Consider the following 13,284-nt stretch of genomic DNA (forward strand, 5'->3'; position numbering starts at 1 on the left):
CGCAACAGAATTGACACTCGTAGACGAAAATAACATTAGCAGTTACCTATAGGAAAAGGGTGAATCTAATTGAAGAATAGTAAATGGATCGGCGCGGCTCTGGCTTCTGCACTTCTCGTAACAGGGGGAGCTGTTAGTGTTCTGGCCACAAGCAGCCAAGTAAGTGCCGCAGCTGTGAAAACAGCAGCCGTAGAGGGCAGCATGTCCTGGAGCATCAACGGTACGCCGGTTACACTCAGCACCATTAACAGCGGCGGATACAAGCTCTATTCATTGAGCCAGGTAGCCGCAGAGCTGGGAGCAGGACTTGTGCACGGGAGCAGCGGAATCCAGCTGAATGACAGCAAAGGTCTACATAGTGTACAGCTCCAGCCTGGCGTGAAAAGCTATCAGGTGGATGGCGAAACCCTGGAATTCACAGTGGCCCCGGTTGTACGTAACAGCAAAACGTATGTGGAGCTGACGAAGCTGGTTACGGCGCTTGGCGGTGAGCTTGCGGCCGATACCCATACGATTCTGAGCTTTGCCCGACCCGCCGGTTCATTCGATACTCTTCACTGGAGCGCTGACGGCGGCCTGATTGCGAACAGAAACGACGCTGAATCCACCCTGCTCTATAAATTCACCCAGACTCCAGGCAACTATGATCTGTTCTCTTCCGTCGAAGGCGCGGTGGATTTCGCAGTCTCCGCCGACCAGCAGTGGGGCGCGTTCAGCGATGAGACCGGCCAGCTGAAGCTGATCAACCTGTCCACCGGCTTAATCAGTCCGCTCGGCAAGGACACCAGCGTGAAGACAGATATCGTGTGGTCCAGTGACGGCAAGACGCTCTATTTCGTCCAGGGCGACAAGCAGGAGAAGCTGGCACAGATTTCAGTAGAGACCGGAGAGATCAAGGCTCTGCTTGAGGATAAAGTGGAGAACAAATCGGAGCTTCGCATATCGGCAGACGGCAAAAGTGCAGTGTACATCGTCAATATCACCGGTACCGCGAAGAATGATGCCGACAGCACAGAAGATTCACTTACTGTAGACTTCAGCAAGGCCGGAGAACAGCTCTATAAGCTGGATCTTACGACCAAAGGCGCGAAGCCGGCAGCCTTGACTACTACGCCTGACAACAAGCTGTATCCTGAGATTCTGGCAGACGGCAGCGTGTCCTACCTGAGTGCAGATGCAGACGGCAATGCGGCTAACACACTGAAGCTGATTGCAGCAGACGGTAAAAGCACAGATGTTGCCCTCGGTGCAGAGGTGAACTGGTCCATAGGGGTTAGCACGGGCCTTGTGGTCTCCGGGACTACAGCGGACGGCAGCACGGTAATCTACTCTATTGCAGGCAGTGCAGCTCCAGTTGAACTGTACCGGACAGCTGAAGATGTATCGGAAGTGGCGGTATCGGCAGACGGCAGCAAGCTGGCTATTATCAGCGACGGCAAGGTACTGGTCATTCAGAACGGCAAAGCGCTGCAATTGTCAGTCTCACCGGAAGCTGCTAATTAATTACAACATTTATCGGCGCACACCGCCGGGAGGAGAATTCAGACATGAAGATGTTCAAAAAATTCACAGTTACAGCACTTACCGCGGTGATCGCGGTTACCGCATCCTTTGCAGGGGTAGCCGCAGCAGCGGACAGCCTCAAAGGTAAAATTACCGTTAACGGTTCTACGGCCCTGCTTCCGCTGACGCTGCAGGCCGCTAAGGAATTCCAGAAGCTGCACCCTAAAGTGAAGATCGCCGCTTCCGGCAAAGGCTCCGTGACCGGACCGCAGGCCGTGAAGAAGGGGATTGCCGATATCGGAGCCTGCGACTGGGATGCCAGCATTGATGTTCCGGGCTTCAAGGCCTTTGACGGACAGGTGGCGAACAAGGTCGCGGTGATTCCTTTTGCAACCATCGTTAATAAGAATGTCGGAGTCGACAACCTGACTACAGAGCAGCTTAAAGGCATCTACGCCGGTAAAATCACCAACTGGAAAGAGGTCGGCGGATCGGACGCGAATATCGTAGTGATCACCCGTGCTTTCGGCTCCGGTACGCGCGTGAACTATCAGGCCAAGGCGCTGGGCGGCGGAGATATCGTGAAGAAAGAGAAGAACTACAAGGAAACCGGCTCCAGCGGCGACATGAAAACAGCTGTAGGTACAACGCCTAACGCTATCGGCTACATCGACCTTGTATATGTAACCGGCAATGATATCAAGGCTGTAAAGTTCAATGGTGTGGAAGCTACTACGGATAACGTGATCAACGGCTCGTACAAGATCTGGGCCTACGGCTACTACATGACGAAGGGCCAGCCGACCGGCGCGACCAAAGAATTCATCGAATATGTACAGAGCAAGAAGTTCCAGCAGGGCTCGCTTAAGAAGCTTAAGTTCATTCCAATCTCTGCGATGCAATCCTAAGATCACTCAAGACAAGCAAGCCTAATAGATGGATAGGTAACAGCGGCCAGCTCCGGGAACTACGGGGTTGGCCTCTTACAGGAGGGAAAGTATGGGGGCACCGGTTCATGGCCTGACAGCAAAGACACAGACAAGCCTAGAGGAAGTTAAACGTAACACCAAGCGGCACCGCAGACATCTGCTGGGCAACAGCATCTCCCGTTATTATTTCTTATTCAGCATCCTTGCGCTCTGTCTTGTGCTGGGACTAGTTATTGTATTCATTGGCAAAACGGCGCTGCTGCTCTTCACCCGCATCTCCCCGCAGGACTTCTTCTTCTCGTTCAACTGGACGCCGGAAGAGGATGCCTTCGGCGCCGCCGCCTTCATCGTAAATACATTGTCGCTTACCGCGCTGACCCTGGTCATCGCCGTGCCCATCTCGGTCGGGATGGCTGTGCTCTGTGCAGAGATTGCCCCGAATTGGCTGAAGAGCTTCATCCGTCCGGTGCTTGATCTGCTGGTCGGCATTCCTTCTATTGTATACGGCTATCTGGGCTTGACCGTGCTGCTGCCCTTCCTGCGCAGAGTCAGCGGAGAAGGTCTCGGGGACGGACTGCTTGCCGCCGCACTCGTGCTGGCATTGATGGTGCTGCCGACCATCTGCCGGATCAGCGATGATGCGATTGTGGCTGTTCCGCGCAAATACCGTGACGCTGCCTATGCGCTCGGCTCGACCCGGCTTCAGGTCATTATGCGCGTCGTTCTGCCCGCTGCCAGCCGGGGCATTATCTCGGCGGTCATTCTTGGCATGACCCGCGCAGTCGGGGAGACCATGGCGGTGGTGATGGTCATCGGCAATACGCCGCAGCTGGCGAAGAGCCTGTTCGCACCCACCTCGGTGCTGACCAGTAATATCGTGATGCAGATCTCCAACGTGGAGTTCGACTCCACCTGGAACTATTCCTTGCATATGATGGCCTTCCTGCTGCTGCTGATCTCGTTTGTACTGATTCTGATTATCCGGCTCCTGGGCCGCAAACGGAGGGATGCCTGATGAACGGGTTCACGCGCACACGCCATACGGCCAGAGCCCAGCGGCGTAATAAACTGGCGACCATCGGCTTCTATACGCTGGGCGTTCTGGTCATGCTGCTGATCTTCTGGCTGCTGTTCACCATTCTAAGCAAAGGCTTGCCTTCGCTCAGACCGGACTTCCTGCTCAAGCAGCCGGAGGAGATCGATCCCGGCGGCGGGATTGGTCCCGTGCTGTTCAATTCCTTCTATATCCTGTTCATCTCCCTCCTGATCTCCGTTCCGATCGGGATCGGGGCAGGGATCTATATGGCGGAGTACGCGCCGGATAATGCCTTCACGGGCGCGCTGCGCATCTGCGTGGAATCCCTGTCCTCGGTGCCGTCCATCGTGTTCGGCCTCCTGGGCCTGGCGATCTTCGCCGAGTACTTCGGTGTTGGCTTAACGATCCTCGGCGGGGGAGTCAGCCTGGCGCTGCTGAATCTGCCGATGCTGGCTCGCGTCACGGAGGAAGCGGTGCGCGCGGTACCCGGCGAGATCCGTGAAGCCGGCTATGCCCTCGGCATGACCAAGTTCCATGTCATCCGCAAGGTTGTCGTGCCGGTAGCCCTTCCGGCCATCGTCACCGGCGTCTGCCTGGTGGCCGGCCGCGCCTTCGGGGAATCGGCGGTTATCATCCTGACCGCCGGACTCAGCACCTCCGGCGAGATGTGGGATTTCAACCTGTTCTCGCCGGGCGAGACCCTGGCCGTACATCTGTGGTACGTGCAATCTGAGGCCATTGTCGAGGATGCGCGGCAAATCGCGGATAAGTCTGCCGCCGTGCTGGTCTTTGTCGTGCTGCTGATCAACTTCATGTTCCGCTTCCCGCTGTGGCTGGGCAACCGCCGCCGGGGACGCTGAGAGGGATACGGATGCGCGGATTCACGCTATCGCTATAACCCTGTAAGAACAGGCTGCTCTGCTATGGACAATCCATGGCGGGCAGCCTGTTTGCTGTGTAATGGAGGGAGCTTCGGAGTGCTCAGGGAAGGGCTGTAATTCACCCTGAATTTCCTGTTTCCGGGTCTGGATATGTTATAATTCGGCTATAAAATAAGTGCAGGCTGGACTAGCCTGTGCCCATGATAAGGACAAGGAGGAAGAACTCTGTGAGTACGCAGAAGAAGAGCCGCCGTAAGCCGAAGCGGAAGCAGACGACCGCGTATCCATTAAATACACCGCTGCCGAGACCGGAGCTGCTTGCCATTCTGCAGGCAGCTGATGAGATTATCGGTGCAGGAGGGCGTACGCTTTTGGCCAAGATCCTGAAGGGCTCGAAGGAGAAGAAGCTGCTCGAGCTCGGCCTGGATCACACGCCCGCCTATGGCTTTTACCGCGAACTGACGATGGAGCAGACCATGGAGAAGGTGGACGTCCTCATAGAAGCCGGGTACCTGAAGAGAGGGTTGTACGGGAAGCTTCCCATGATCGAGTTCACCGTCTACGGCTGGACTGTCCGGCGGGAACGGGCGGCAGAGGAGCTGCTGCGGGAATGGGAGAAGTGGCTGGACCAAGGGATCACGCCGGTCAGTATGGAGTATCTGAAGGAACGGAACCGGGGCATGATTCTGTTGTTTCTGTTCAAAATCCTGTGTGCCGGCGATCAGAAATACATCCCTTTCCTGGAGCAGTGGCAAGCGATAGAGTTTCAGAAGGTACAGACTCAAATCCGCCAGCTAATTGCAGACCTTAGAATGCGCTACAAGATGGATGAAACAGCGTGGCAGCAACTGCTGGAGGAAAGAGCGCAATTGCTTATTATACGCCCGCGTGATCATGTTTTGCTGGCATGTCAGGAATGCGGGGAGCCGTTTGTGTTCGATCACCTTGATTTTAGCTACTACCGGGCAGATGGCATTTACTTCCCGGAGAAGTGCGGGCGTTGCAGGAATACGGAGGACGGCATGCATGAATAGGCAGGAATTGAACAAGAAAGTGGGCGAAATTGTTAAGAAGCTCATTGCAGGAAAGGGCGTTGTCGCTCCGTTGGAGGTCTTCCTCAGACTTGGAGCAGTCAGTCCTGAACAGGTAGAAGAGTGGCGTCTGGGCAAAGTTCCTTATCTGGAAAGGGTCCTTCGCGGCAATCTGTCGCAGTTCAACTTCATCCTCTCACTGATCCGTCAGAAGGCACGGGAGCATGAACTGAAGCCATCCCATACCGCTTATGTCAAAAGGGGAAAGGGCCCCAAGCGTCCTCTTCGCTTCTCGAAGACCGGAGATCCAACGATGGAACAGCGTTATTCTACACATTATGTAATAACAAGCTCTGCGGACAGGCATGATCCGCCGGAATAAGGGATCTCCAGTCCGCATAGTACATGCACGGTTCGTGCACGGTTCGCTGTTACTCCGGCATCCTCACCAGGTAGCCGGTTCAACGTGGACAACAAGGGTAACAAATAGAATGTAGCCAGCAGCTGAGTCATCCGGACTGAGGGTACGCTATTCGTCGAAAAAACCAACTTTTCGTTCTTAAACGGACTCAGAGGACGTTAAACTGTGCGTTCGAGCAGGAAATGCGGAGAAACAGGTTACTTAACGGCCTCTGAGTCCGCATGGCCCTGCGGACAGGCATGATCCGCCGGAATAAGGAATCTCCAGTCCGCATAGTACATGCACGGTTCGTGCACGGTTCGCTGTTACTCCGGCATCCTCACCAGGTAGCCGGTTCAACGTGCACGACAAAGTGAACGAATAGAATGTAGCCACCAGCTGAGCTATGCGGACTGAGGGTACGCTATTCGTCGAAAAAACCAACTTTTTGTTCTTAAACGGACTCAGAGGACGTTAAACTGTGCATTCGAGCAGGAAGTGCGGAGAAACAGGTTACTTAACGGCCTCTGAGTCCGCATGACCCTGCGGACAGGCATGATCCGCCGGAATAAGGGATCTCCAGTCCGCGAAATGTGCTCAGGGTTCGTGCAGGGTTCGCTGTTACTCAGGCATCCTCCCAGGTAGCCCGTTCAACGTGGACGACAAGGGTAACAAATAGAATGTAGCCAGCAGATGAGTCATCCGGACTGAGGGTACGCTATTCGTCGAAAAAACCAACTTTTTGTTCTTAAACGGACTCAGAGGACGTTAAACTGTGCATTCGAGCAGGAAGTGCGGAGAAACAGGTTACTTAACGGCCTCTGAGTCCGCATGACCCTGCGGACAGGCGTGATCCGCCGGAATAAGGGATCTCCAGTCCGCATAGTACGTGCACGGTACGTGCACGGTTCGCTGTTACTCCGGCATCCTCCCCAGGTAGCCGGTTCAACGTGGACAACAAAGTGAACCAATAGAATGTAGCCAGCAGCTGAGTCATCCGGACTGAGGGTACGCTATTCGCCGAAAAAACCAACTTTTTGTTCTTAAACGGACTCAGAGGACGTTAAACTGTGCATTCGAGCAGGAAGTGCGGAGAAACAGGTTACTTAACGGCCTCTGAGTCCGCATGACCCTGCGGATAGGCGTGATCCGCCGGAATAAGGGATCTCCAGTCCGCATAGTACGTGCAGGATTCCCTTCCTCCACTACTAAAGAGTGAGGGAGGGTCTGTGAAGGTCATTTCCCGCTCAAACAGCGGAGAGGACGGAACGATTGTGGAAAAGCGATAGCGGTCGCCTTTGTCTCCGGATTTTTACCGATTAGGGAAATAAATAAAATCTGGAGACAACAGCGATTGTAACAACGGTCCGTTCGCGCAGCGTCCACCCAAGCGCCAAAGTACATCCCGCTCAAAACTAAGACTCCCCCCGGACGACAAAACAGCCCTCCCGAAGGAAGGCTGTTGTTTTGACGTCCCGGAAGGGATTCGAACCCCCGACCGTGCGCTTAGAAGGCGCATGCTCTATCCAACTGAGCTACCGGGACATGAACACTGACTGAAAAGCAAGCAAAAATTATGTTATCATACATAGTTAACTTTTTCAACTTGTTTTTTTGAAACCGTGCAGGGATATGTTATAATCTACAATTGATTAAGGTTCAGAAGCGATTACAGTTCGGAGAAAAGGAGGTGCCCTCATGAATCAATTCAATTCCCCCGCCAAAGAGAACATCGTGCTGTTTCCCAAGACCCTGGATTACTACCAGATTCAGCTCACAGTTATGCTGGAGAATGAACGTTACGGGGAAGCGATGGAGCTGCTGCGTTTTTTGCTGCAGTGCCAGGGACAGGAAGAGCGGCACTACGAGGAATGGCGGTCGCTGCTGGATTGGCTGGCGGCAGCCTTCCCCCACGCGGCGCAGGGCGGTGACGGGGAAGGTGCCACGGATGCGGAGGAGATGGATCTGGGGGAAGAGGACATGGCCCGGATTCTGGCCAGATCCAAGCTGGAGGAGGACGCGGAGTACCCGGATAAGCTGCTGAAGCGGGTGATGAACGAACCGTTGTCTGAAGCGACGGTGCTGGCGCTGGAGCAGCTCTCCTACCTAGAAGGGAGCGGGGTGGATGAAGCGCTGACCGGCTGGCTGCAGCAGGCCGAAGTGCATCCGCTGCTGCAGTTCCGCACGCTGCAGACGCTGCGGCGCAGAGGGGCTCAGGGGGCAATCAGGCTGAGCCGGGGCCATGAGGCCGCTGAGGTGGAGATCGAGACCGTGCCGCTGTACAGCGACGAGTTCCCGCCGCAGATCAGCCAGGTGCTGGAACGGGTGGCGGAGCAGGCGGAGGTGCATGAGCCGACGCTGTATTATTTTGCCCAGGAGCTGTGGGGGCAGTTCGTCATGTCCATCTACGGGACGGGGGATTACCGCAAGCTGCTGGACGGGGAGTATTCGCAGCTGGATATTTGGGCGGGGGCTCTGCACCAGATGGTGTCGGAGAGCCTGAACGGGAACCGCAAAGAAGAGGAAACACGGGGGATGTACGGCATTACCGATAGCATGCGCTTCCAATTTGAGGGGGCCTACCGTTCGCTCAGGGGATTCGTGAAGAGTTCTCTACTTGATAAATAAAGTAATGTTGTATATAATATAGTGGTTATTCTGTGCGTGAAATGTTGGACTATTTAAGTAAACATGTAACCTATTTTTGGAGGGAAAAGTATATTATGAAAGCAACTTGGGAAAAGATAGAGAAGAACCTCGGAGTTCTTGAAGTCGAAGTAGAAGCAGATCGCGTAGCTGCAGCACTCGACAAAGCCTTTAATAAAGTGGTAAAGAAAGCAAACGTACCTGGATTCCGTAAAGGTAAAGTACCGCGGCCGATTTTTGAATCCCGTTTCGGTGTTGAAAGCCTGTATCAGGATGCTATCGACATTCTTCTTCCTGAAGCTTACGGCGAAGCCGTTGAACAGACTGACATCTTCCCTGTAGACCGTCCTGAAGTGGACATCGAGCAATTCGCCAAAGGCCAGCCGTTCATCTTCAAAGCGAAGATCACAGTTAAGCCGGAAGTGAAGCTGGGCGAGTACAAAGGTCTGGAAGTTCCAGTACAGAAGGCAGAAGTCACTGACGAAGAGCTGAATGCTGAACTGAAGCGTCTGCAAGAGCGTCACGCTGAGCTTGTTGTCATTGAAGAAGGAGCAGCAGCGAACGGCGACATCACAGTAATTGATTTTGACGGTTCCGTTGACGGCGTTCCATTCGAAGGCGGACAGGCTGAGCGTCATTCCCTGGAGCTGGGCAGCAATTCCTTCATTCCAGGATTCGAAGAGCAGGTAGTGGGCATGTCCACTGGAGACTTCAAGGATGTTGAAGTAACCTTCCCTGAGACTTACCACGCTGCTGAACTGGCAGGCAAAGCTGCTGTATTCAAAGTGAAGCTGCACGAAATCAAGCGCAAACAGCTTCCTGAGCTGGATGATGAATTCGCCAAGGATGTTAGTGAATTCGACACTCTGGAAGAATACAAGGCAGATCTGAAGGCACAGCTCGAATCCCGCAAGCAGGAAGAACTGAAGAGCGTTCGTGAATCCGCAGTAGTTGACGCAGCAGCAGCAAATGCTGAAGTGGAAATTCCTGAGGCCATGATCGCCAGCGAAGTAGAGAACATGGTTCGTGACTTCGATACCCGTCTCCGCCAGCAGGGCATGAACATGGATATGTTCCTCAGCTTCTCGGGCCAGACTCGTGAAGACCTGCAGGAACAAATGAAGGGCGATGCTGAGAAGCGCGTTCGTAACAACCTTGTTCTGGAAGTTATTGCTAAGGAAGAGAAGATCGAAGTGTCGGAAGAAGAAGTTACGCAAGAGCTGGCTACTATGGCTGAAGCTTACAAGCGTACTCCTGAAGAAATCCGCAGCATTCTGGCAGCCAACGGTTCCCTGAGCAGCCTGAACGATGAGATCTCCCTGCGCAAGACCATCGAATTCCTCGTTAGCAACAGCGTGGAAGTTGAAGCTCCGGCAGCACCTGCAGAAGAAGCGGCAGCAGAAGAAGCAAAGGCTGAGTAAGCTTCAATCCTTTACCTAGAACGGCTATCCATTAGCCTCCATAGAGATTTGATAAGGCACGTAAGTTTTTGTTACGTGCCTTATTTTTATCGGGGGCCGGGCGTTTAGTAGTACATATCATGAACCCTTCAATTGGCATTGTCCGTGGAATTGCGTTATAATGGCATGCACATGAACAATGCGGTTTAGGGAGCCAGTGAATAAATGACATCCCGCTTTGAACGTGTTAAAATATTTCTGAAACGGAAAGACTAATCTGTATAGAGAAAAGAGGTTGGTGGCATGAGTCTGGTACCAATGGTTGTGGAAACGACAAGCCGGGGAGAACGCTCATACGATATCTATTCCAGATTGCTCAAGGATCGCATCATCTTCCTGAGCAGTGCGATTGACGATGATGTCGCCAATCTGGTTATTGCGCAGTTGCTGTTCCTGGCAGCAGATGACCCCGAAAAAGACATTCACTTGTACCTCAACTCGCCCGGTGGTTCTGTGACAGCCGGCATGGGTATATATGATACGATGCAATATATCAAACCGGATGTTTCAACGATTTGCGTAGGGATGGCCGCCAGTATGGGATCATTGCTCCTGACAGCCGGAGCGCCCGGCAAGCGATATGCGCTGACCAACAGCGAGGTTATGATTCATCAGCCGCTCGGCGGCGTTCAGGGGCAGGCGTCCGACATCTGGATTCATACCGACTGGATTCTCAAGACGAGACAGAAGCTGAATCAGATTTATGTAGAGCGCACAGGTCAGCCCCTTGACAAAATCGAACGGGATACAGACCGCGATAACTTCATGAGCGCGGAAGAAGCGAAGGAATACGGGCTCATTGACCAAGTACTCTCTTCACCGATCATATCTTAAAGGGGTGGTAAGATGTTTAAATTTAATGATGAAAAAGGACAATTGAAATGTTCCTTTTGCGGCAAATCACAAGAGCAGGTTCGTAAGCTCGTAGCGGGACCTGGTGTTTATATATGTGACGAATGCATCGAGCTGTGCACAGAGATTGTGGAAGAGGAGCTTGGCCACGAGGAAGAGCTGGATATGAAGGATATTCCGAAGCCGAAGGAAATCCGTGATATTCTGGATCAATACGTGATCGGCCAGGAGCAAGCGAAGAAATCGCTCTCCGTCGCTGTATACAATCACTACAAGCGTGTCAACAGCCAGAGCAAGATTGAAGATGTGGAGCTGACGAAGAGCAACATTCTGCTGCTCGGACCTACAGGCTCCGGTAAGACCCTGCTGGCGCAGACGATGGCGAAGATCATCAACGTGCCTTTTGCCATTGCAGATGCCACTTCCCTTACGGAAGCCGGTTATGTCGGTGAAGACGTTGAGAATATTCTCCTGAAGCTGATTCAAGCGGCTGATTATGATGTGGAGAAAGCCGAACGCGGCATTATCTATATAGACGAAATTGACAAGGTAGCGCGTAAATCAGAGAACCCGTCCATTACCCGTGACGTATCCGGTGAAGGCGTTCAGCAGGCGCTGCTGAAGATTCTGGAAGGTACGGTTGCTTCGGTTCCGCCGCAAGGGGGACGCAAGCACCCGCATCAGGAATTCATCCAGATCGATACGACGAACATTCTGTTCATCGTGGGCGGTGCCTTCGACGGCCTGGAGCAGATGATCAAGCGCCGTATCGGCAAAAAAGTCATCGGCTTCAACGCAGCGGTTGAAGGGCAGAAGGACCTCAAGGCCGGTGAATACCTGTCCATGGTATTGCCTGAGGATCTGCTGAAGTTCGGTCTTATCCCAGAGTTCGTCGGCCGTCTGCCAGTTATCTCGACCTTGGAGCCGCTTGATGAGAGCACCCTGGTGCGTATTCTCTCCGAGCCTAAGAATGCGCTCGTGAAGCAGTATGTGAAGCTGCTGGAGATGGATAATGTAGCTCTGAAGTTCGAACCGCTTGCTCTTGAAGCGATTGCGAAGGAAGCGATCAAGCGCAACACCGGTGCCCGTGGACTGCGTGCCATCATCGAGAGCATTATGCTTGATGTGATGTACGAGGTGCCTTCACGTGATGACATTAAGGATTGTGTCATTACCGAGCAGGTTGTTAAGGAGAAGTCCCTGCCGGAGCTTAGTCTCAAGAAGGATAAGAAAAAAGAAGAAAGCGCGTAAGCCAGGCTTAAATAACCAGGCCTGATGCGGCTTAACAATACAGCTCAGGGTCTCCACTTTCTCCCGCACACCCCGCATGACCTGCGGGGGCGGAGAGGGTGGAGCTTTGATCGTTATGGGGGAGAAAACCATGTTCCTGAGACACCAGACCCGTCCCGTCAATGTTGGCGGAGTGATTATCGGGGGTAACAACGAGGTTGCCATCCAAAGCATGTGTACGACCAAGACCGCTGATGTGGAAGCAACCGTGGCCGAGATTCTGCGGCTGGAGGAAGCCGGCTGTCAGCTCGTGCGGGTAACGGTCAACAATGAAGAAGCGGCAGCAGCGATTAAGGAAATCAAAAATCAAATTCATATCCCGCTCGTAGCGGATATTCATTTCAATTACAAGCTGGCCCTGCTGGCGATTGAGAACGGCATCGACAAGGTGCGGATCAATCCCGGCAATATCGGACGCCGTGATAAGGTGGAAGCTGTCGTTAAGGCCTGTAAGGAGAAGGGAATACCGATCCGTATCGGGGTTAACGCCGGTTCACTGGAGAATCACCTGCTGGAGAAATACGGTTATCCTACACCGGAGGCGATGGTTGAGAGTGCCTTGTACCATATCGGCATTCTGGAGGAGCTGGACTTCCACGATATTATCGTATCGCTGAAGGCGTCCGATGTGCCAATGGCCATCGAAGCCTACCGCAAGGCAGCGGAGGTCATTCCTTATCCGCTGCATCTGGGGATTACCGAGTCCGGTACTCTGTTCGCCGGAACAGTGAAGAGCTCCGCCGGGATCGGCGCGCTGCTCTCCATGGGCATCGGCAGTACAGTGCGGATCTCCCTGAGTGCTGATCCGGTGGAGGAAGTGAAGGTAGCGCGAGAACTGCTGAAGACCTTCGGTCTGATCTCGAATGCGGCAACTCTGATCTCCTGCCCGACCTGCGGACGCCTGGATATTGACCTCTTCTCGATTGCGAACGAAGTGGAGGAGTACATCTCCAAGCTGAAGGTGCCGATTAAGGTGTCAGTCCTCGGCTGTGCGGTGAATGGTCCGGGGGAAGCCAGAGAAGCGGACATCGGCATCGCCGGTGCGCGCGGAGAAGGGCTGTTGTTCCGTTACGGCAAGATGATCCGCAAGGTGCCTGAGGCGGAGCTGGTCTCTGAGCTGAAGAAGGAGATTGACATTATTGTGGAGCATTTTGAGGCGACTGGTGAGATTCCCGGCCGCAGTCATGCCGGACTGGCTCCGGCCGCTGCGCTCAGCAATTCGGAGAACGGGAATTAACAGAACGCCCCGTTCGTCA

General features: G+C 53.7%; 12 protein-coding genes and 1 tRNA gene. 11 read left to right on the forward strand and 2 right to left on the reverse strand.

The annotated features are described in order from the left end of the window. Window positions 1-69 precede the first annotated feature (69 nt). From MKY96_RS03010 to MKY96_RS03035, 6 genes are all read left to right on the forward strand, one after another. Window positions 70-1,503, forward strand: a complete 1,434-nt coding sequence (locus MKY96_RS03010) for a stalk domain-containing protein (protein ID WP_340938543.1) — start codon at window positions 70-72, stop codon at window positions 1,501-1,503. 44 nt (window positions 1,504-1,547) lie between these two features. Then, entirely contained in the window at window positions 1,548-2,411 is an 864-nt protein-coding gene (locus MKY96_RS03015; RefSeq protein ID WP_340938545.1) for a phosphate ABC transporter substrate-binding protein, read from the forward strand. Between the two features lie 91 nt (window positions 2,412-2,502). Further along, a complete protein-coding gene (gene pstC / locus MKY96_RS03020; protein ID WP_340938547.1) occupies window positions 2,503-3,447 on the forward strand; it encodes a phosphate ABC transporter permease subunit PstC in 945 nt (314 codons plus the stop codon). After that, entirely contained in the window at window positions 3,447-4,328 is an 882-nt protein-coding gene (gene pstA / locus MKY96_RS03025; protein ID WP_036726033.1) for a phosphate ABC transporter permease PstA, read from the forward strand. The genes pstC and pstA overlap by 1 nt, the downstream gene beginning before the upstream one ends. Before the next feature lie 248 nt (window positions 4,329-4,576). Next, the gene (locus MKY96_RS03030) at window positions 4,577-5,383 is read left to right on the forward strand and encodes an RQC-minor-1 family DNA-binding protein (protein WP_340938550.1); all 807 of its coding nucleotides are present in this window, start codon (window positions 4,577-4,579) and stop codon (window positions 5,381-5,383) included. Next, entirely contained in the window at window positions 5,376-5,762 is a 387-nt protein-coding gene (locus MKY96_RS03035) for a hypothetical protein (protein WP_340938552.1), read from the forward strand. Before MKY96_RS03030 ends, MKY96_RS03035 begins: the two co-directional genes overlap by 8 nt. Window positions 5,763-6,591: 829 nt before the next feature. On the opposite strand, the gene MKY96_RS03040 is transcribed toward MKY96_RS03035, so the two are convergent. Next, window positions 6,592-6,777: a hypothetical protein gene (locus MKY96_RS03040; protein WP_340938553.1), complete on the reverse strand. Its 186-nt coding sequence runs from the start codon at window positions 6,775-6,777 to the stop codon at window positions 6,592-6,594. Between the two features lie 474 nt (window positions 6,778-7,251). Beyond that, window positions 7,252-7,325, reverse strand: a tRNA-Arg gene (locus MKY96_RS03045). A gap of 153 nt (window positions 7,326-7,478) precedes the next feature. Here MKY96_RS03045 and MKY96_RS03050 point away from each other — a divergent pair. The 5 genes from MKY96_RS03050 (at window position 7,479) to ispG (ending at window position 13,265) form a co-directional block, all read left to right on the forward strand. Continuing rightward, entirely contained in the window at window positions 7,479-8,408 is a 930-nt protein-coding gene (locus MKY96_RS03050; RefSeq protein WP_340938556.1) for a hypothetical protein, read from the forward strand. A 95-nt stretch (window positions 8,409-8,503) separates the two neighbouring features. Beyond that, a complete protein-coding gene (tig, locus tag MKY96_RS03055) occupies window positions 8,504-9,847 on the forward strand; it encodes a trigger factor (protein WP_340938558.1) in 1,344 nt (447 codons plus the stop codon). Between the two features lie 282 nt (window positions 9,848-10,129). After that, a complete protein-coding gene (gene clpP / locus MKY96_RS03060) occupies window positions 10,130-10,720 on the forward strand; it encodes an ATP-dependent Clp endopeptidase proteolytic subunit ClpP (RefSeq protein WP_340752026.1) in 591 nt (196 codons plus the stop codon). Window positions 10,721-10,732: 12 nt separating this feature from the next. Continuing rightward, a complete protein-coding gene (gene clpX, locus MKY96_RS03065; protein WP_036697574.1) occupies window positions 10,733-11,989 on the forward strand; it encodes an ATP-dependent Clp protease ATP-binding subunit ClpX in 1,257 nt (418 codons plus the stop codon). Between the two features lie 130 nt (window positions 11,990-12,119). Then, window positions 12,120-13,265 carry a flavodoxin-dependent (E)-4-hydroxy-3-methylbut-2-enyl-diphosphate synthase gene (ispG, locus tag MKY96_RS03070; protein WP_340938562.1) on the forward strand — a complete coding sequence of 382 codons (1,146 nt, stop codon included), beginning with the start codon at window positions 12,120-12,122 and terminating at the stop codon, window positions 13,263-13,265. Window positions 13,266-13,284: the final 19 nt, after the last annotated feature.

This window comes from Paenibacillus sp. FSL R7-0302 (assembly GCF_038006885.1).
Taxonomy (GTDB): domain Bacteria; phylum Bacillota; class Bacilli; order Paenibacillales; family Paenibacillaceae; genus Paenibacillus_AQ.

Excerpts from the sequence above, each read along its gene's own strand:
- MKY96_RS03015 (WP_340938545.1), top strand. The coding sequence starts at position 1,548 with ATGAAGATGTTCAAAAAATTCACAGTTACAGCACTTACCGCGGTGATC.
- pstC (WP_340938547.1), top strand. The coding sequence starts at position 2,503 with ATGGGGGCACCGGTTCATGGCCTGACAGCAAAGACACAGACAAGCCTA.
- pstA (WP_036726033.1), top strand. The coding sequence starts at position 3,447 with ATGAACGGGTTCACGCGCACACGCCATACGGCCAGAGCCCAGCGGCGT.
- MKY96_RS03035 (WP_340938552.1), top strand. The coding sequence starts at position 5,376 with ATGAATAGGCAGGAATTGAACAAGAAAGTGGGCGAAATTGTTAAGAAG.
- MKY96_RS03040 (WP_340938553.1), bottom strand. The coding sequence starts at position 6,777 with ATGACTCAGCTGCTGGCTACATTCTATTGGTTCACTTTGTTGTCCACG.
- MKY96_RS03050 (WP_340938556.1), top strand. The coding sequence starts at position 7,479 with ATGAATCAATTCAATTCCCCCGCCAAAGAGAACATCGTGCTGTTTCCC.
- tig (WP_340938558.1), top strand. The coding sequence starts at position 8,504 with ATGAAAGCAACTTGGGAAAAGATAGAGAAGAACCTCGGAGTTCTTGAA.
- clpP (WP_340752026.1), top strand. The coding sequence starts at position 10,130 with ATGAGTCTGGTACCAATGGTTGTGGAAACGACAAGCCGGGGAGAACGC.
- clpX (WP_036697574.1), top strand. The coding sequence starts at position 10,733 with ATGTTTAAATTTAATGATGAAAAAGGACAATTGAAATGTTCCTTTTGC.
- ispG (WP_340938562.1), top strand. The coding sequence starts at position 12,120 with ATGTTCCTGAGACACCAGACCCGTCCCGTCAATGTTGGCGGAGTGATT.